We start from the raw sequence: 17,984 nt of genomic DNA, 5'->3' as shown, positions 1-17,984 counted from the left end.
ACACTACTAGCGCTTTCTAGCCAGATTCGAGGAATTACCATGCGCCTTGCGGAAGTCGTTCGCAACACCAGCGAAACGCAGATCCGTGTGAAGATCAACCTGGACGGCACCGGTCAGCAGAAGCTGGCCACCGGTGTGCCGTTCCTGGACCACATGCTCGATCAGATCGCCCGCCACGGGCTGTTCGACCTCGAGATCGAAGCGCATGGCGACCTGCACATCGACGACCACCATACGGTCGAAGACACCGGCATCACGCTCGGCATGGCGGTCGCGAAGGCGATCGGCGATCGCAAGGGCATTCGCCGCTACGGTCATTCGTACGTGCCGCTCGACGAAGCGCTGTCGCGCGTCGTGATCGATTTCTCCGGCCGTCCGGGTCTCGAATTCCATGTGCCGTTCACGCGCGCGCGCATCGGCACGTTCGACGTCGACCTGTCGATCGAGTTTTTCCGCGGCTTCGTGAACCATGCCGGCGTGACGCTGCATGTCGACAATCTGCGCGGCCTCAACGCGCACCATCAGCTCGAAACCGTGTTCAAGGCATTCGGGCGCGCGCTGCGCATGGCTTGCGAGCTCGACGAGCGCGCGGCCGGCCAGATTCCGTCGACCAAGGGCAGCCTTTAATCGGCCTGTTGATCAGCCTGTTACTCAGAGCCTTTTAATCAGCCTCTAACGTCTTTCATCGCCGCGAGCGCCTTCACGCCATTCATCTTTAGCGAGCCATCGGCCAGCCTCCGTGCGAGCCGGCAAGTGCCGTTCGACGCCGCGCGGCGGTGTCGATGGAATGGAGCGAGGGCCGCGCGGCCAAATCTGAAATGAAAACTTCGATAGCGATTGTGGATTACGGAATGGGCAACCTGCGTTCGGTTGCCCAGGCGTTGCGCCAGGCCGCGCCGGAAGCGGACGTCGCGATCGTCGACCGTCCGGAAGCGATCCGCGCGGCCGACCGCGTGGTGCTGCCCGGCCAGGGCGCGATGCCCGACTGCATGCGCAGTCTCGGCGCATCGGGCCTGCAGGAGGCCGTCGTCGAGGCGTCGCGCAGCAAGCCGCTGATGGGCGTGTGCGTCGGCGAGCAGATGCTGTTCGACTGGAGCGCCGAGGGCGACACGCCGGGTCTGGGTCTGTTGCCCGGCAAGGTGGTGCGCTTCGAGCTCGATGGCCAGGTGCAGGACGACGGCTCGCGCTTCAAGGTCCCGCAGATGGGCTGGAACCGCGTGCGCCAGGCGCAGCCGCATCCGCTGTGGGACGGCGTCGCCGACAACGCGTTCTTCTACTTCGTGCACAGCTATTACGTGGTGCCCGAGAACGCCGCGCATACCGCGGGCGAAACGGTCTACGGGCTGCCCTTTACCTCGGCGGTAGCGCGGGATAACATCTTCGCCACCCAATTCCACCCGGAAAAGAGCGCCGACGCCGGCTTGCGCGTGTATCGCAACTTCGTGCACTGGAACCCGTGAACGCTTTTCCGTATCCCGTTGCCGCGCGTCACAAACGCGCCAGCGCGGTCTTGTTTCAGACCGGCGCCCCGCTGGAGCGCCGAAAGACTTGTACTAAACTAGCGAAACGGCGTGCTGGCGGGCTGGCTTTCCAGCCGCTGCCGCCGACCTTCAACCCACTCCCAGACAACACCCGATTGCTATGCTGCTGATTCCCGCCATCGACCTGAAAGATGGTCAGTGTGTACGCCTCAAACAGGGCGACATGGACCAGGCGACGATTTTCTCCGAGGAACCGGCGGCAATGGCCCGACATTGGGTCGACCGCGGCGCGCGTCGACTGCACCTCGTCGACCTGAACGGCGCGTTTGCCGGCAAGCCGAAAAACGGCGATGCGATCCGCGCGATCATCGACGAAGTCGGCGGCCAGATCCCGGTTCAACTGGGCGGCGGCATCCGCGACCTGAACACGATCGAACGCTATCTCGACGACGGCCTGTCGTACGTGATCATCGGCACCGCGGCGGTGAAGAACCCGGGCTTTCTGCAGGACGCGTGCACCGCGTTCGGCGGCCACATCATCGTCGGTCTGGATGCTAAGGACGGCAAGGTTGCGACCGACGGCTGGAGCAAGCTGACCGGTCACGAAGTCGCCGACCTCGCGCGCAAGTTCGAGGACTACGGCTGCGAGTCGATCATCTACACCGACATCGGCCGCGACGGGATGCTGCAAGGTATCAATATCGAAGCGACCGTGCGCCTCGCGCGCGCGGTGAAGATTCCGGTGATCGCGAGCGGCGGTCTGTCGAATCTGGCAGATATCGAGTCGCTGTGCGAAGTCGAAGACGAGGGCATCGAAGGCGTGATCTGCGGTCGCGCGATCTATTCGGGCGACCTCGACTTCGCGGCCGCGCAGACGCTCGCGGACCGCCTGCGCGAATCGGACGACGCGTAACGCACAGCGGCGGCTTGCCGTCTCAGTGCGCGGCGCGCTTCACCCGCCGCGTGCGTTGCCGAACACCGCGTCCGGAGTCTCGCCGGCCCCCGGCCGACACCTCACTCGCGGCGCGACCCAGGCGGTCGCGCCGGCACCGTGCCGCTTGCCCGTGGCGAGCGGCCTCATCAGCGGTATTGGCAGAATTGCAAGATCATGGCTCTAGCTAAACGCATCATTCCCTGTCTCGACGTCACCGCGGGCCGCGTGGTGAAGGGCGTCAACTTCGTCGAGCTGCGCGACGCCGGCGATCCGGTCGAAATCGCGCGCCGCTACGACGATCAGGGCGCCGACGAACTCACTTTCCTCGACATCACCGCGACCTCGGATCAGCGCGACCTGATCCTGCCGATCATCGAGGCGGTTGCCTCGCAGGTGTTCATTCCGCTGACGGTCGGCGGCGGCGTGCGCGCGGTCGAAGACGTGCGACGCCTGCTGAACGCGGGCGCGGACAAGATCAGCATGAACTCGTCGGCGGTCGCGAATCCGCAACTGGTGAAGGACGCCACCGACAAATACGGCTCGCAGTGCATCGTCGTCGCGATCGACGCGAAGCGCGTGTCGGCCGACGGCGAAGCGCCGCGCTGGGAAGTGTTCACGCACGGCGGGCGCAAGGCGACCGGGCTGGACGCGGTCGAATGGGCGCGCAAGATGGCCGAACTCGGCGCGGGCGAAATCCTGCTGACCAGCATGGACCGCGACGGCACCAAGAGCGGCTTCGACCTCGCATTGACGCGCGCGGTGTCGGACGCGGTGCCGGTGTCGGTGATCGCGTCGGGCGGCGTCGGCAATCTGCAGCATCTGGCCGACGGCATCACGCAAGGTCACGCGGACGCGGTGCTTGCCGCGAGCATCTTCCACTACGGCGAACACACGGTCGGCGAGGCCAAGCGCTTCATGGCCGACCAGGGCATTTCGGTGAGGTTGTAACGTGACGAATCCGTCGGCAGTGAACTGGCTGGACAAGGTCAAGTGGGACGCGAACGGCCTCGTGCCGGTGATCGCGCAGGAAGCGACGACCAACGACGTGCTGATGTTCGCGTGGATGAACCGCGAAGCGTTGGCGAAGACCGTCGAAACCGGCCGCGCGGTGTATTTCTCGCGCTCGCGCCAGCGCCTGTGGTTCAAGGGCGAGGAGTCGGGCCACGTGCAGCACGTGCATGAAGTGCGGCTCGATTGCGACGAAGACGTCGTGCTGCTGAAGGTCGAGCAGGTGTCGGGCATCGCGTGCCACACCGGCCGCCACTCGTGCTTTTTCCAGAAATTCGAAGGCTCGGTGGACGACGGCGACTGGCAGGCCGTCGATCCCGTGCTGAAAGACCCCGAACATATCTACAAATGACGCAAACCACGCAGACCCCGTCCGACGCTTCGTCCGCATCCTCGCTGGATACGTTGCTGCGCCTCGCGGCGGTGATCGACGGCCGCAAGGGCGGCGATCCGGACCTGTCATACGTATCGCGCCTGTTCCATAAGGGCGACGACGCGATCCTGAAGAAGATCGGCGAGGAAGCCACCGAAGTCGTGCTGGCCGCGAAGGATACGCGCCACGGCGGCGCGCCGAAGGCGCTGGTCGGCGAGGTCGCGGACCTGTGGTTTCACTGCCTCGTGATGCTGTCGCATTTCGAGCTGAGCCCGGCCGACGTGCTCGCCGAACTCGAACGCCGCGAAGGGCTGTCGGGTCTCGAGGAAAAGGCGCTGCGCAAGAGCCGCGAGCGCGAGCAGAACGGCGACTGAACACACGCGCCGCGCCGCGGCGGTGGCTGACAACCCGGCGTTGCCGCTTGAAGTCGCGCGCGCCGGCACCCATATTTCGCCCAAGCGCATCTTCGGGAGGACGCTAGCATGGAACAGTCGCAAGGAAGCTACCCGCCGCCGGCCTACCGCCACGCACTGGAGCCCGAACGCGAGCGCAGCCTGCGCACGCTGACCCACGTGCTGTACGCGCTCTATGCAGTCCACTGGCTGACCGGTGGGCTGACCATTCTGATCGCGATCATCATCAACTACATCAAGCGCCCGGACGTCGCCGGCACGCCGTACGAAGCGCACTTCGAATGGCAGATCCGCACGTTCTGGCTGGGCCTCGTCGGCTATGCGATCGGCGCGTTGCTGCTGCTCGTGCTGATCGGCATTCCGGTGCTGTGGGCTGTCAGCATCTGGATGTTGTACCGTATTATCAAAGGCTGGCTGTATCTGTACGATAACAAGCCGTTCGCGAACCCGCGCGGCTGGGTCTGAGCCGCGCGCAGCCCTGCCTTGATCGGGCCGGCTCGCAGGCCGGCCCGCGTCGCGTGAGGCGTCGCGCTTCAGTCATACCGCGTCAGGAATACGATGAGTCACGATCCAAACTGCCTTTTCTGCAAGATTGCCGCCGGCGAAATTCCGTCGACCAAAGTCCATGAAGACGATGAGTTCGTCGCCTTCCGCGACATCCGCCCGGCGGCCGAAACGCATGTGCTGGTAATTCCCCGCAAGCACATCGCGACACTGTCCAACACCACCGAAGAAGACGCACCGCTGCTTGGTAGAATGTTAATTCTGACCGCGCGGCTGGCCGCCCAGCTGGGCGTCGCCTACACCGGCGGCGAGACGGGCTTTCGCACGGTAATCAATACCGGTCCCGGCGGCGGGCAGGAGGTGTATCACCTGCATGCGCATATCCTCGCCGGACCGCGCCCCTGGCAGCGCATGGGCTGAGCGAGGCAACGCGGTTCGTCCGCTGCGCATCGCGTGACACCAGCGAGCATGGACCGCGTGAGTTTTTGGCCGGCGACAATAGCGCAGCCGTTGTTTTTACCGCAGTGTAATAAGCTCGACGCGCTGCCCGGCCACAATGACTGAAGGGTCGCCTGTGACCGGATCGCCAGCGAGGCGAGGCGGCCTGCGGTAACGTAGAGATTCGATGGAGACGAAGCGCGCGCGCTTCAGGTTACGCCGCAAGGCGCACGAAATTAACCGCATCGCCACGCGGTGTCGGGGTCAAGGAGAGTAGTCATGGGTTCGTTGAGCATTTGGCATTGGTTGATCGTTCTGCTGATCGTCGCACTGGTGTTCGGCACGAAGAAGCTGCGCAATATCGGCACCGACCTGGGCGGCGCGGTGAAGGGCTTCAAGGAAGGCATGAAAGAAGCCGAAACGCCGGCGGGCGACGCGCAGCAGCGCGAGCTGCCGCGCAACGGCGCAGTCGACGTCGAAGCGAAAGAAAAGACCCAGCAATCGAGCGACTTCCGCTAAGCCACGGCCCCCGCGCCGTTTCCGCATTACTGACGGACATCCCATTTCATGCTGGACCTCGGTCTAACCAAGATGGCGCTGATCGGCGTCGTCGCGCTGGTCGTTCTCGGGCCCGAACGGCTGCCGCGCGTGGCTCGCACGGCCGGCGCGCTGTTCGGCCGCGCGCAGCGCTATATCAACGACGTGAAGGCCGAAGTCACGCGCGAAATCGAACTCGACGAACTCAAGCGCATGAAGACCGAGTTCGAGAAGGCCGCGACCAATGTCGAAACGGCGGTTCACGATAATCTGCGCAAGCACGAAGGCGAGCTGAACGACGCATGGAACAGCGGCACGTCGGTGTCGCCGAGCATCGCCGGCGGCGCGCTCGAGGATGCCGGCAGCGCCGGCACCTCGTCGTGGCCGGTCAGCACGCCGGCCGCGAACGCCAAACGCAAGAACTGGCGCGTCAAGCAGAGCGCCACGCCGACGTGGTACAAGCGCGCGAGCCTGCGCCGCACTCGCGTGCAGTCGGGCGCCGCGCGCGTCGCGCGGCACACGCCCGCCAACCTGCGTCGGCCGACGCGGTTCTTCTGATGCGCAGAACGACAATCTCTAACCGAGGGCCGGTGTGAGCGACCCCCAGCAATCCCAGAACGAAGGCGCTGAAGAGACCTTCATTTCCCACCTCGTCGAATTGCGTGACCGAATCATCCGCGCCGGTCTCGCGGTGATCGTCGTGTTCATCGGGCTCGTGTACTGGGCGCCGGACATCTTCAGGCTGCTCGCGCGGCCGCTGATGATGAACCTGCCGAAGGACGGCAAGATGATCGTCACCGACGTCACCGGCTCGTTCTTCGTGCCGATGAAGGTGACCATGCTGGTCGCGTTCGTGATCGCGCTGCCGATAGTGCTGTACCAGATCTGGGCGTTCGTCGCGCCCGGGCTCTACCAGCATGAAAAGAAACTCGTGGTGCCGCTGGTCGCGAGCAGCTACACGCTGTTTCTGTGCGGGATGGCGTTTGCGTACTTCGTCGTGTTTCCGACCATCTTCCGCGTGATGGCGCATTACAACGCGCCGCTCGGCGCGGAGATGACCACCGATATCGATAATTACCTGAGCTTCGTGCTCACCATGTTCATCGCGTTCGGCGTGACCTTCGAGGTGCCGATCGTGGTCGTGCTGCTGGTGCGGATGAACGTCGTCACGTTGAAGAAGCTCAAGGAGATCCGGCCGTATGTGATCGTCGGCGCGTTTGTGATTTCGGCCGTGGTGACGCCGCCCGACGTGTTCTCGCAGCTGATTCTCGCGGTGCCGCTGGTCATTCTGTACGAGGCGGGGATCATCGCGGCGCGTCTGTTCGTCGGCAAACGGGCGCCGGTGGTCGAGGATGCGAGTCCGCCGCCGGGGTGAGCGGATGCGAGTGGGTAGACGCCGATGCGAGCCGATGCGCAAATGAAAAGGGCAGTCCATCACGGACTGCCCTTTTTTCGTTGCCGGTTGTGGCGGGTTGTGGCGGCGCAAATAGCTGGAGCTAACTCGCGCCGCGCCGATAAGCCATTCGGCCCGGCGATCAACCGCCTTCGTCATCCGGCTGGTCGCCGCCGCTATCGTCTTCCGCCTGCTTCGGCGGCGGCGGGCGCTTGCCGATCGTCACGTCCAGATCGATCTGCCGGCCCTTGCGCACCAGATGCACCTTCGCGGCGGTGCCCGGCTTGATCTGCGCGATCACGTTCAAAAGGCGCGTGGTGTCGGTGATTTCCTGGCCGTTCACGCTCATCAGGATGTCGCCGGGCTTGATGCCCGCGCGATCCGCGGGGCCGCTCTTCAACACGCCCGCGACGATCGCACCGGACTTCTGGTCTAGCCCGAACGACTCGGCGATTTCCGGCGTCACGTCTTGCGGCTCGACGCCGATCCAGCCGCGCGTGACCGAGCCGGTGGTGATGATGCTCTCGAGCACGCTGCGCGCGGTCGACACCGGAATGGCGAAGCCGATCCCGAGCGAGCCGCCCGAGCGCGAATAGATCGCGGTATTGATGCCGAGCAGGTTGCCTTCGACGTCGACCAGCGCACCGCCCGAGTTGCCGGGATTGATCGCCGCGTCGGTCTGGATGAAGTTCTCGAACGTATTGATGCCGAGGTGGTTGCGCCCGAGCGCGCTGACGATGCCCATCGTCACGGTCTGGCCGACGCCGAACGGATTGCCGATCGCGAGCACCACGTCGCCGACGTGCGCCTGCTCCACGCGGCCGAGCGTAATGGTGGGCAGATGGGTGAGGTTCACCTTCAGCACGGCGAGGTCGGTTTCGGGATCGATGCCGATCACCTTCGCGCTGGTCGTGCGGCCGTCGGCGAGCGCGACTTCGATCTGATCGGCGCCGTCCACGACGTGCTGGTTCGTTAGAATGTAACCTTCCGAACTCACTATCACGCCTGAGCCGAGATTCGAGGCGGGCTGCTCCTGCTGCTTGCGATTGTTGTTCCGGTCGCCGAAGAAGTAGCGGAACAGCGGGTCTTTCGCGCGTGGGTCCGGAGGCAATGAGCCGTCTTTGCTGGAGAACACGTTGACGACCGCGGGCATGGCCTTTTGCGCCGCGTCCGCATAGGACGCTTCGGCATGGCCGTTGCTGATGCCAGGCGCCACTTCCCGCAGCGCAACGATGGGTTCGGCGAGTTGCCTGCCGAACTGTCCTTGACGCTGGAGCCACTGCGGTTTGAGCGTCGCAATGATGAACATCAGCGCCAACAGCACAGTCACCGCTTGGGCAAATAACAGCCAGAAGCGTCTAAGCATCTGAAGACAAGAGGTTTATATGGATCGGATTGAACTTGAATTGTACTTGAACAATCTCCTTGAAACCGCGCGCTTCAAGGACTATTGCCCGAACGGATTACAGGTCGAAGGGCGACGTAGGATCAACAAGCTGGCGACCGGCGTGACCGCGTCGGTGGCCTTTCTCGAAGCCGCGCTCGACTGGGGCGCGGACGCCGTGCTGGTTCATCACGGCTACTTCTGGCGCAACGAGGCGCCGCAGATCACCGGACGCAAGCATGCGCGTCTGAAACTGCTGCTCGCCAACGACCTGAACCTGTTCGCGTATCACCTGCCGCTCGACGATCATCCCGAGTTCGGCAACAACGCGCAGATCGGCGCGAAGATGGGCTGGATCAGCGACGCGCGTTTCGGCGACAACGACCTCGGCTGGCTCGCCACGATGCCGATGCCGATCACGCTATCGCACCTCACCGCGGAGATCGCGCACACGCTCGGCCGCGAGCCGCTGGTGTTCGGCGACCCGGACCGCCAGATCCGCCGGGTCGGCTGGTGCACCGGCGCCGCGCAGGGAATGTTCGACGCGGCGATCAACGCGGGCGCCGATGTCTACGTGACCGGCGAGGTGTCGGAGTCGGTGATGCATACGGCGGCGGAAAGCGGCGTCGCGTTTCTCGCGGCCGGCCACCACGCGACCGAGCGCTTCGGCGTGCAGGCGGTCGGCAAACATCTGTCCGAATCGTTCGATATCGAACACCTGTTTATCGATATTCCTAATCCGGTTTGAATTGCGCATTGCATTAACGCAGAAAAACGCACGAATAGCGTAGAAAACACTTAAAAGAAGGTGCGAAAAAGTTTGCGATCGGCTACGGACAAACCCTGAGTTATCAAGGGCTTCGCACGGTTTTTGGCAATCGGCCCTTGTAAATGGCGACTCCATTCGAGCAAACTAGCGGCGGTAGAAGCGACGTGAAGGAAAAATCCAACTCAGAAGTGGGGCGTGTGATGCGAGACAAAGAAGAGGAGCGCGTCGATGGCAGCCGCCGTAACTGGCTGGTAGCGACGACCGTAGCAGGCGGCATAGGAGGTGTTGCCGTTGTCGTACCCTTTGTTAGTTCGTTTGCACCATCCGAAAAGGCCAAGGCAGCAGGTGCCCCGGTCGAAGTCGATATCAGCAGTCTTAAGCCCGGCGACATGATGACGGTCGCCTGGCGCGGCAAGCCGGTGTGGATCATCAACCGCACCGACAGAATGCTTGCCGATGTCCAGAAGGCAGACAACGAGCTCGCGGATCCCCACAGCAAGAATCCTTTCTCGATGCCGCTGCCGGAGTACTGCAACAACGAATTCCGTTCCCGCGCCGAGAACAAGCATCTGCTGGTCGCGGTCGCCGTTTGCACGCATCTCGGCTGCACGCCGACGCCGCGCTTCCAGGAAGGCCCGCAGCCCAATCTGCCGGACAACTGGCCCGGCGGCTTTCTGTGTCCGTGCCACGGTTCGACCTACGACATGGCCGGCCGCGTCTTCAAGAACAAACCCGCCCCGCAAAACCTCGATATTCCGCGCTTCATGTTCACGTCGCCGACGGCCCTCGTGATCGGGAAAGACGAGAAAGGAGAAGCGTAATGGCGAGCGAACACGAAGTAGAGACGACCGGGCTGGCGGGCTGGATCGATCAGCGCTTCCCGATGACGGCCACGTGGAAGAAGCACGTGTCCGAGTACTACGCGCCGAAGAACTTCAACTTCTGGTACTTCTTCGGTTCGCTTGCGTTACTGGTGCTGGTCAACCAGATCGTCACCGGCATTTTTCTCACGATGAACTACAAGCCCGATGCGACGCTCGCGTTCGCATCGGTCGAGTACATCATGCGCGAGGTGCCGTGGGGCTGGCTGATCCGCTACATGCACTCGACCGGCGCGTCGATGTTCTTCGTCGTCGTGTATCTGCACATGTTCCGCGGGCTGATGTACGGCTCGTATCGCAAGCCGCGCGAGCTGGTGTGGATTTTCGGCTGCCTGATCTTCCTGTGCCTGATGGCCGAGGCGTTCTTCGGCTACCTGCTGCCGTGGGGGCAGATGTCGTTCTGGGGCGCGCAGGTGATCGTGAACCTGTTCTCGGCGATTCCGTTCATCGGGCCGGACCTGTCGCTGTGGATTCGCGGCGACTATGTGGTCTCCGACGTCACGCTGAACCGCTTCTTCGCGTTTCACGTGATCGCGATTCCGCTGGTGCTGGTCGGCCTCGTGATCGCGCACCTCGTCGCGCTGCATGAAGTCGGTTCGAACAATCCGGACGGCATCGAGATCAAGGCGAAGAAGGGCCCGGACGGCAAGCCGCTCGACGGCATCCCGTTCCACCCGTTCTACTCGGTGCACGATTTCATGGGCGTGACGGTGTTCCTGCTGATCTTCGCGGCGATCATCTTCTTCGCACCGGAAATGGGCGGCTACTTCCTCGAAGCGAACAACTTCGTGCCCGCTAATCCGCTGCAGACGCCGCCGGAAATTGCGCCGGTGTGGTACTTCACCGCCTTTTATGCGATGCTGCGCGCGACCACCGATCCGTTCAAGATCGTGCTGATGATCGTGATCGGCCTGCTCGGTCTGCTCGCGCTGGTCCGCGCGCGCGGCAAGTGGAAGGCCGGCCTGCCGGTGCTCGCGGTGCTGGTGATTCTGGCGATGGCGTTCACCGAGTCGAAGTTCTGGGGCGTGGTGGTGATGGGCACCGCGGTGATCTCGCTGTTCTTCCTGCCGTGGCTCGACCGCTCGCCGGTCAAGTCGATCCGCTACCGGCCGTTCTTCCACAAGGTGTTCTACGGGATCTTCGTGCTCGCGTTCCTGACGCTCGGCTTCCTCGGCACGCGGCCACCGTCGCCGTCGGCGACGCTGATCGCGCAGATCTGCGCGCTGATCTACTTCGCGTTTTTCCTCGGCATGCCTTTCTGGACGCGGCTTGGCACGTTCAAGCAGCCGCCGGAACGGGTGCGGTTCAAGCCTCACTAATCGCGAGCCAGGAGAACACGAAGATGAAAAAACTGCTTTCGATGTGCGCGCTGATCGGCGCGACGGTGTTCGGACTGCTGGCCGCGCCGGTTCATGCGGAGGAGGGTTTCCCGCTCGACCGCGCGCCGGACACCACCAACAATTTCGCTTCTTTGCAGCATGGCGCGCAATTGTTTGTAAACTACTGCCTGAATTGCCACAGTGCGAACCTGATGCGCTATAGCCGGCTGACCGATCTCGGCATCACGCCGGGCGCGATCCAGTCGAATCTGCTGTTCACCACCGACAAGATCGGCAACACGATGACCGTCGCGATGCGCCCGGACGACGCGAAAACGTGGTTCGGCGCGACCCCGCCGGATCTGTCGGTGGAAGCGCGGGCACGCGGCACGGACTGGCTGTACACGTATCTGCGCACTTTCTATCGCGACGATACGCGGCCGACCGGCTGGAACAATCTGGTGTACGAAAACGTGGGCATGCCCCACGTGCTGTGGCAGCTTCAGGGGCAGCGTACCGCGAAGTTCGGTGAGGAAATCGACGAAAAAACCGGCGAAAAGGTCCACAAATTCCTCGGTTTCCAGCAGCTGACTCCGGGGACGATGTCGCCGGTAGATTATGATTCTGCTGTGGCCGACCTCGTGTCGTACCTGTCGTGGATGTCCGAGCCGACGCAGCAGACCCGCAAGCAACTTGGCGTGTGGGTGCTGCTGTTCCTCGGTATCCTGAGCTTTTTCGCCTGGCGACTGAACGCCGCGTACTGGAAACATATCAAATAATCACGCCGCACCACGGCGTGGGGCCGGCGCCAGGAAAGACCTGCTGAACGGTTTTTCCGCGCGCTGGCCCTTCAGCTTTTTGAGGAAATGTAAACATGATGGTTCTGTATTCCGGCACTACTTGCCCGTTCTCCCAGCGTTGCCGCCTGGTGTTGTTCGAAAAGGGCATGGACTTCGAGATCCGCGACGTCGACCTGTTCAACAAGCCGGAAGACATCGCCGTGATGAATCCGTATGGTCAGGTGCCGATCCTCGTCGAACGGGACCTGATTCTGTACGAATCGAACATCATCAACGAGTACATCGACGAACGCTTCCCGCACCCGCAACTGATGCCGGCCGACCCGGTGCAGCGCGCGCGCGCCCGCCTGTTCCTGCTGAACTTCGAGAAAGAACTGTTCGTGCACGTCGGCACGCTCGAAAACGAGAAGGGCAAGGCTGCCGAGAAGAATCACGAGAAGGCTCGCCTCGCGATCCGCGACCGCCTCACGCAACTCGCGCCGATCTTCCTGAAGAACAAGTACATGCTCGGCGAAGAGTTCTCGATGCTCGACGTCGCGATCGCGCCGCTGCTGTGGCGTCTGGATCACTACGGCATCGAACTGTCGAAGAACGCGGCGCCGCTGATGAAGTACGCCGAGCGTATCTTCAGCCGCCCGGCTTATATCGAAGCGCTGACGCCGTCGGAAAAGGTGATGCGTCGTTGATTTGGCTTTGGCGCGCGGGCGCCGCATCGGTGTGATGCGCGTCCGCGCCCGCGAGAGGACTGTTGATGCAAGAGATTTCCACCAAGCCCTATCTGCTGCGCGCGCTCTACGAGTGGTGCACGGATAACGGCTACACCCCGCACATCGCGGTTCGCGTCGACAATCAGACGCGCGTGCCGCGCCAGTTCGTGCGCGACAACGAGATCGTGCTGAACATCAGCTTCGAGGCGACCAGCCAGTTGCAGATGGGCAACGAGTGGATCGAGTTCAACGCGCGTTTCTCGGGCAAGTCGCACAAGATCGAAGTGCCGGTCGCCAACATTCTGGCGATCTACGCGCGCGAAAACGGTCAGGGCATGGCGTTCCCGGTCGAATCGGCGGGCGGCGAGGCGCGCGATTCGGGCGCGGACGCGACCGACGAAGTCGACACGCCGGCGGCGCCGCGCGCGCTCGAGAGCGTGCCGGCCGATCCGGCCACCAGCGAAACGGCGGACAAGCCGCAGCCCGACGACGACGGCTCGAAAGGCGGCGGCAGGGCTCGCCTTAAGATCGTGAAATGAAGTAGAATCACGGCCTCATGCCGGCTTAGCTCATCAGGTAGAGCGCTTGACTTGTAATCATGAGGTGGCGGGTTCGAGTCCTGCAGCCGGCACCAGCATCACCCTGAAAACCCCGCGAGACGAAAGTCTCGCGGGGTTTTCTTCTTTCCGGCGCGGTTTTTAGCGGCCGGCGGCGGCTCACGCGCCGCTCTGCCATTCCCGGCTCGCCGCCGGGGTTCGGGTAGCAATGCGCAACGCAGGCGCCGTCGGATTCGACGGCGCTTTTTTGTTTGTTTTCGAGTGGTCGCGAGAGCGGCGATCGGTGCGAAAGCCTTGCTGGGCGGGCTCACCCAGACGAGGTGAGTGTCATGATGGAGCAAAAATCACGCTATCTAATTCACCTTGTCTTTTGTGGATATTTTTGTCTATTTCCGCGTTAGCTCACTTTTTAACATCATGAAAGAAGGTACATCGGTAAACCTGGGTGAGTAGCGAAAAGGGCCAAAAATCACGATATCTCTTTCACCTTGTCTTTTATAGACATTTTAGTCTCAATCCGAGGCGCAAACCTCTCACCATAGCGTGCCCGCCGTGACGCGTATCGCGATGAATCCCCGCGGCGCCGGTGCGGTACCATTCGGGCGTCGCCCGCGCCGGCCATCCTGCTGGCCGGCGTTCCGCACCGCTGTCGCGGCCCCGTCGCCGGCGACGCAACCTCGATCCGATCTCATCATGACCAGCCCCGCAACTCTCACCTGGCCCGAAGCCGACGGCCCGCGCAGCGCGCGCTGGCGCTCCGAAGCGGCGGTGCCGCCGCCGAAGCGCGTCGTCGTCGCCGACGATCGCACCACCGCCGATTCGGCTTACCGTCTCGCCTGCGAAGGCACCGCGCTGCTGTGGCACGGCGACTTTCAGAACGCGCGGCAATTGCTGCAGGCCGTCGCGCGACGGCTCGAACGCAAACCGCGCAAGTCGGGCGCGACGCCGCTCGATGCGTTCAACCTGCATCGCCAGGCGCAATCGCAGCGTGCCCGCACGCTCGGCATGATCCTGATTCCGCTCGACGGCGATTACGGCATTGCGCTGCGTCGTGCGCCCGATGTGCGGCAAGCCTGCGTCGAGGCGTATGGGCCGGCGACCGGCGAAGCGTCGGTGGTGTCGCTGCGCGAGTTGCTCGGATTAATCGGCGCGCACGAGTGGCGCAAGAAGGGTGTCGAAATCGACGCGCTCGGCGAGCGCATCCATCCGCACTACGGGGTGTTCTCGCCGGTGCGCGGCGAGTATGTCGATCTGGTGGCGCGCACGCCGCTGCCGTCGCTCGAACTGGCATTCGATATCGGCACCGGCACCGGTGTGCTGGCCGCGTTGCTGGCCAAACGCGGCGTGCAGAAGATCGTCGCGACCGATCAGGATCCGCGCGCGCTCGAATGCGCGCGCGAGAATCTCGCGCGGCTCGGTTATGACGGGCAGGTCGAGCTCGTGCAGCAGGATCTATTTCCGGAAGGACGCGCGCCGCTCGTCGTCTGCAATCCGCCGTGGGTGCCGGCGCGGCCCGCGTCGCCGCTCGAATACGCGGTCTACGACCCGGATAGCCGCATGTTGCTGGGTTTCCTGAACGGTCTCGCGGATCACCTGACGCCGGACGGCGAAGGTTGGCTGATCATTTCGGATTTCGCCGAGCACCTGGGGCTGCGCACCCGCGAGTGGCTGCTCGCGGCGATCGACAGCGCCGGCTTGAGCATCGCGGGGCGTGAGGATATTCGTCCGCGTCATCCGAAGGCGAGCGATCAGAACGACCCGCTGCATACGGCACGCGCCGCGGAGGTGACGTCGTTGTGGCGATTGAAGGCGCGTTGAACCGGTAAATGAGTCGGGCCGTGGCGGCCAAGTGACGATTTCGCCTCGGCAGGCCCTGATGGCGACGTGTCAGCCGCCAGCCGCCCGCGTGTCCAGATACGCACATACCCCGCGCCCCGCGACCAGCCCGCTGGCGAAACAAGCGGTCAGCAGATAACCGCCGGTCGGCGCTTCCCAATCGAGCATCTCGCCCGCGCAGAACGCGCCGGGCAGCCGCTCGATCATCAGACTGCCGTCGAGCGCCTCGAACGGAATGCCGCCGGCGGTGCTGATCACTTCGTCGATCGGCCGGGTGCGCAGCAGCCGCACCGGCAGCGCCTTGATCGCGTGCGCGAGGCGGTTCGCGTCCGCGAACGCGTCCTTCGGCAGAATCTCGTGCAACAACGCCAGCTTGACCCCACCGATCCCGATCCGCCCATGCAGATGACTCGCGATCGAACGCGACCCGCGCGGCCGCGTCACTTCCTCGACGACACGCTCCAGCGTCAAGCCCGGCGCGAGGTCCAGCGTGATCGTGACCGCGCCGTCGGCCAGAATCCGCTCGCGGATCGGCGCCGATAACGCGTACATCAGGCTTCCTTCGAGGCCGGTTTCGGTCAGAAGTATTTCACCTTGTCGATTGTGGACTTTTTCGTCTACATCGGTGAGCGAAAGCGCGACCGGCTTGATCGGCTGGCCCGCGAAACGCTCGCGCAGATAAGGACTCCAGTCCGCGTCGAAGCCGCAGTTGGCGGGTCGCAGCGGCGCCACGGACACGTCGCGCGCGGCCATCAGCGGCACCCATGCGGCGTCGGAGCCGAGGCGCGGCCAGCTGGCGCCGCCGAGCGCGAACACGACCGCGTCGCAATCTACGGTCACGTCGCCGGCGGGCGTTGCGAAGCACAACGACAACGGTCCCGCGGCCGCGTCGCCGGCAGCCGCCCCCCAGCCGGTCCACTTGTGACGCATATGGAACTGCACCCCCGCTTCGCGCAGCCGATGCAGCCACGCGCGCAGCATCGGCGCGGCTTTCATGTCGGACGGAAACACCCGCCCCGAGCTGCCGACGAAGGTCTCGACGCCGAGTTCGCCGAGCCACGCGCGCAGCGCGTCGGGGCCGAACACGTCGAGCAGCGGCGCGATCCGCTCGCGGCGCGCGCCGTAGCGATCGAGAAACGGCTCGAGCGGCTCCGAATGCGTGATGTTCATCCCGCCCTTGCCGGCCATCAGAAATTTGCGGCCGACCGACGGCATCGCGTCGTACACGTGCACCTGGAGGCCGTGTCGGGCGAGCGTCTCGGCGGCCATCAAGCCGGCGGGGCCGCCGCCGATGACGGCGACGCGGGCGGAATCGAGCGAGGAGGGCATGGGGCTGGGCGGATAAGCGGAGGAACGGAGAAACAGGGCGCCGCTGAACCGCCGGACGGGCCGGCGGCGCGAAGGGCGTTATTGTCACACCGCGCGCGGCACCGGGCAAACGCGCTTCAGACCGCGACCTGCCAGAGCGATGCCGGCCGTCCGTCACGGCGTTTGCCGCCTGCCGCCCGGCCGGAAAACACTCGATTCCGTCGCGCACCGCGGCGCCGGGTAGCCGGCGCGCCGCTTCGCTCGCCACGCCCGCGAACTATACTTTTCGAATACCCTCCATCGGACGCCCGTCCGCGTCGCTTCCCGCGTTAGATCCCGCCATTCAATCACCCGACGCAGCCGCAGCGGCGCGTGCTATCGCGCTCGCTCGCAGCCAGCCGGGTGCCGCGCGAATTTGAATCGGTGGAAGGGTCGATCGTCTGAGTCAAGGAGATTGCCATGACCCGCAAATACATCGATTGCCGCGAGTTTCCGAGCGAAACGAACTGCAGCGTCGCGCTATCGGCCGATACCGACAGCGAGCTGCTGGAAGCCGCGGTTCAGCACGCGGTCAGCGTCCACAAGCATGAGGACTCGCCCGAACTGCGCGCGCAGTTGAAGACGCTGTTCCACGAAGGCACACCGCCGCTCGAGGCGCCGCGCGCTTGAGAGAGTGGTTCGACGGGAAAATTCAGGAGTGCGTGGCGAGCGGCGCGAGGCCGCCCGCTCGCTAGTTCGTTTGCGCCGGCCGCGAGTCGAAACAGGCGCAATGAGCGTAGTAATGACGGGCAGCGCCTGGGCGAGTGAGTGAGGCGGTCACGCCGAGCGCCGCACGCGATACGGCGACACGGTGCGCCGGATTCCGGTCCGCCACGTCGGCAATGTCCACTAACCCGGATACGCTTCGTCGACCTTCAGCCCGGCGAGCTTGAAGATCACCCGCAGCGTTTGCGGTTTGATATCGCGCCGCGACGCGAGCGTGGTCATCACGAAGTCGAGCACTTTCGCGTACTTGAGCATCGTCAGGCAGGTTTCGAGGTCGACGTTGCCGTCGCGCATCACCTCGGCGAGCCGCAGCATTTCGGTCGAGATATCGCGCGCCATCTCCAGTTCGAGTTGCTGCTTCTCGGACCAGGCCGGCGTCGCGGTGAGCTTCGCCAGCATTTCCTGAAATTTCTGTTCGACGTTTCCGTTGGGTACCGTATCCATTGCCGCCCCTTCTTTCATCAACCCAGCGCGCGTCCGGTTGCGAGGCCGGCGCACTGCTGGTTACGTAACGTTCGGTCCGTGTTCCGGGACCGCCCTCCCCACATGCATCCGGTTCGCTGGCCCGGCGCCGCGG

22 protein-coding genes and 1 tRNA gene are annotated in these 17,984 nt (G+C 64.0%); 20 read left to right on the top strand and 3 right to left on the bottom strand.

Annotated elements, in window-relative coordinates; genetic code table 11:
* The first annotated feature begins 39 nt into the window (after positions 1–39).
* From hisB to tatC, 11 genes are all read left to right on the top strand, one after another.
* Positions 40–627 carry an imidazoleglycerol-phosphate dehydratase HisB gene (gene hisB, locus BTH42_RS21550; protein WP_075303209.1) on the top strand — a complete coding sequence of 196 codons (588 nt, stop codon included), beginning with the start codon at positions 40–42 and terminating at the stop codon, positions 625–627.
* Positions 628–818: 191 nt separating this feature from the next.
* Positions 819–1,460 carry an imidazole glycerol phosphate synthase subunit HisH gene (gene hisH, locus BTH42_RS21545; RefSeq protein WP_075303208.1) on the top strand — a complete coding sequence of 214 codons (642 nt, stop codon included), beginning with the start codon at positions 819–821 and terminating at the stop codon, positions 1,458–1,460.
* A gap of 181 nt (positions 1,461–1,641) precedes the next feature.
* The gene (gene hisA, locus BTH42_RS21540; protein ID WP_075303207.1) at positions 1,642–2,394 is read left to right on the top strand and encodes a 1-(5-phosphoribosyl)-5-[(5-phosphoribosylamino)methylideneamino]imidazole-4-carboxamide isomerase; all 753 of its coding nucleotides are present in this window, start codon (positions 1,642–1,644) and stop codon (positions 2,392–2,394) included.
* Between the two features lie 195 nt (positions 2,395–2,589).
* Entirely contained in the window at positions 2,590–3,363 is a 774-nt protein-coding gene (gene hisF / locus BTH42_RS21535) for an imidazole glycerol phosphate synthase subunit HisF (RefSeq protein WP_075303206.1), read from the top strand.
* Between the two features lies 1 nt (position 3,364).
* A complete protein-coding gene (gene hisI / locus BTH42_RS21530) occupies positions 3,365–3,775 on the top strand; it encodes a phosphoribosyl-AMP cyclohydrolase (RefSeq protein ID WP_075303205.1) in 411 nt (136 codons plus the stop codon).
* Positions 3,772–4,170, top strand: coding sequence for a phosphoribosyl-ATP diphosphatase (locus BTH42_RS21525; protein ID WP_075303204.1), 399 nt, complete (start codon positions 3,772–3,774; stop codon positions 4,168–4,170). Before hisI ends, BTH42_RS21525 begins: the two co-directional genes overlap by 4 nt.
* Before the next feature lie 108 nt (positions 4,171–4,278).
* Positions 4,279–4,674, top strand: a complete 396-nt coding sequence (locus BTH42_RS21520) for a hypothetical protein (RefSeq protein WP_075303202.1) — start codon at positions 4,279–4,281, stop codon at positions 4,672–4,674.
* Positions 4,675–4,767: 93 nt separating this feature from the next.
* On the top strand, positions 4,768–5,133 hold the full coding sequence (locus tag BTH42_RS21515; protein WP_075303200.1) for a histidine triad nucleotide-binding protein: 366 nt from the start codon (positions 4,768–4,770) through the stop codon (positions 5,131–5,133).
* A gap of 297 nt (positions 5,134–5,430) precedes the next feature.
* Positions 5,431–5,670 (top strand): Sec-independent protein translocase subunit TatA, encoded by a 240-nt coding sequence (gene tatA / locus BTH42_RS21510; protein WP_075303198.1) that lies wholly within the window; start codon positions 5,431–5,433, stop codon positions 5,668–5,670.
* 48 nt (positions 5,671–5,718) lie between these two features.
* Positions 5,719–6,246 (top strand): Sec-independent protein translocase protein TatB, encoded by a 528-nt coding sequence (tatB, locus tag BTH42_RS21505; protein ID WP_075303196.1) that lies wholly within the window; start codon positions 5,719–5,721, stop codon positions 6,244–6,246.
* A gap of 34 nt (positions 6,247–6,280) precedes the next feature.
* Positions 6,281–7,063 (top strand): twin-arginine translocase subunit TatC, encoded by a 783-nt coding sequence (gene tatC, locus BTH42_RS21500; protein WP_075303194.1) that lies wholly within the window; start codon positions 6,281–6,283, stop codon positions 7,061–7,063.
* A 160-nt stretch (positions 7,064–7,223) separates the two neighbouring features.
* On the opposite strand, the gene BTH42_RS21495 is transcribed toward tatC, so the two are convergent.
* Positions 7,224–8,447 (bottom strand): Do family serine endopeptidase, encoded by a 1,224-nt coding sequence (locus BTH42_RS21495; protein WP_075303192.1) that lies wholly within the window; start codon positions 8,445–8,447, stop codon positions 7,224–7,226.
* A gap of 19 nt (positions 8,448–8,466) precedes the next feature.
* On the opposite strand from BTH42_RS21495, the gene BTH42_RS21490 reads away from it, so the two are divergent.
* The 8 genes from BTH42_RS21490 to BTH42_RS21455 all read left to right on the top strand — a co-directional run bounded on the left by BTH42_RS21490 (position 8,467) and on the right by BTH42_RS21455 (position 15,316).
* Entirely contained in the window at positions 8,467–9,213 is a 747-nt protein-coding gene (locus BTH42_RS21490; protein ID WP_075303190.1) for a Nif3-like dinuclear metal center hexameric protein, read from the top strand.
* Between the two features lie 221 nt (positions 9,214–9,434).
* On the top strand, positions 9,435–10,055 hold the full coding sequence (petA, locus tag BTH42_RS21485; protein WP_075303187.1) for a ubiquinol-cytochrome c reductase iron-sulfur subunit: 621 nt from the start codon (positions 9,435–9,437) through the stop codon (positions 10,053–10,055).
* On the top strand, positions 10,055–11,434 hold the full coding sequence (locus BTH42_RS21480) for a cytochrome bc complex cytochrome b subunit (protein WP_075303185.1): 1,380 nt from the start codon (positions 10,055–10,057) through the stop codon (positions 11,432–11,434). Before petA ends, BTH42_RS21480 begins: the two co-directional genes overlap by 1 nt.
* Before the next feature lie 23 nt (positions 11,435–11,457).
* Positions 11,458–12,213 carry a cytochrome c1 gene (locus BTH42_RS21475; protein WP_075303182.1) on the top strand — a complete coding sequence of 252 codons (756 nt, stop codon included), beginning with the start codon at positions 11,458–11,460 and terminating at the stop codon, positions 12,211–12,213.
* Between the two features lie 95 nt (positions 12,214–12,308).
* Positions 12,309–12,920, top strand: a complete 612-nt coding sequence (locus BTH42_RS21470) for a glutathione S-transferase N-terminal domain-containing protein (RefSeq protein WP_006052302.1) — start codon at positions 12,309–12,311, stop codon at positions 12,918–12,920.
* A gap of 65 nt (positions 12,921–12,985) precedes the next feature.
* Positions 12,986–13,480 (top strand): ClpXP protease specificity-enhancing factor, encoded by a 495-nt coding sequence (locus tag BTH42_RS21465; protein ID WP_075303179.1) that lies wholly within the window; start codon positions 12,986–12,988, stop codon positions 13,478–13,480.
* 19 nt (positions 13,481–13,499) lie between these two features.
* Positions 13,500–13,575 (top strand) — tRNA-Thr (locus BTH42_RS21460).
* 616 nt (positions 13,576–14,191) lie between these two features.
* The gene (locus tag BTH42_RS21455) at positions 14,192–15,316 is read left to right on the top strand and encodes a class I SAM-dependent methyltransferase (protein WP_075303176.1); all 1,125 of its coding nucleotides are present in this window, start codon (positions 14,192–14,194) and stop codon (positions 15,314–15,316) included.
* Positions 15,317–15,385: 69 nt separating this feature from the next.
* Here BTH42_RS21455 and BTH42_RS21450 read toward each other — a convergent pair whose 3' ends face one another.
* Entirely contained in the window at positions 15,386–16,663 is a 1,278-nt protein-coding gene (locus BTH42_RS21450; RefSeq protein ID WP_075303173.1) for a TIGR03862 family flavoprotein, read from the bottom strand.
* A gap of 438 nt (positions 16,664–17,101) precedes the next feature.
* Between BTH42_RS21450 and BTH42_RS21445 the strand changes: the two genes are divergently transcribed.
* Positions 17,102–17,311 carry a DUF1059 domain-containing protein gene (locus BTH42_RS21445; RefSeq protein WP_075303170.1) on the top strand — a complete coding sequence of 70 codons (210 nt, stop codon included), beginning with the start codon at positions 17,102–17,104 and terminating at the stop codon, positions 17,309–17,311.
* Between the two features lie 219 nt (positions 17,312–17,530).
* Here the strand turns inward: BTH42_RS21445 and BTH42_RS21440 are convergent, their stop codons facing one another.
* On the bottom strand, positions 17,531–17,851 hold the full coding sequence (locus BTH42_RS21440; protein ID WP_075303167.1) for a DNA-binding protein: 321 nt from the start codon (positions 17,849–17,851) through the stop codon (positions 17,531–17,533).
* Positions 17,852–17,984 lie beyond the last annotated feature (133 nt).

This window comes from Burkholderia sp. SRS-W-2-2016 (genome assembly GCF_001931485.1).
Taxonomy (GTDB): domain Bacteria; phylum Pseudomonadota; class Gammaproteobacteria; order Burkholderiales; family Burkholderiaceae; genus Paraburkholderia.
This window is presented reverse-complemented; position numbering and strand designations above follow the sequence as displayed.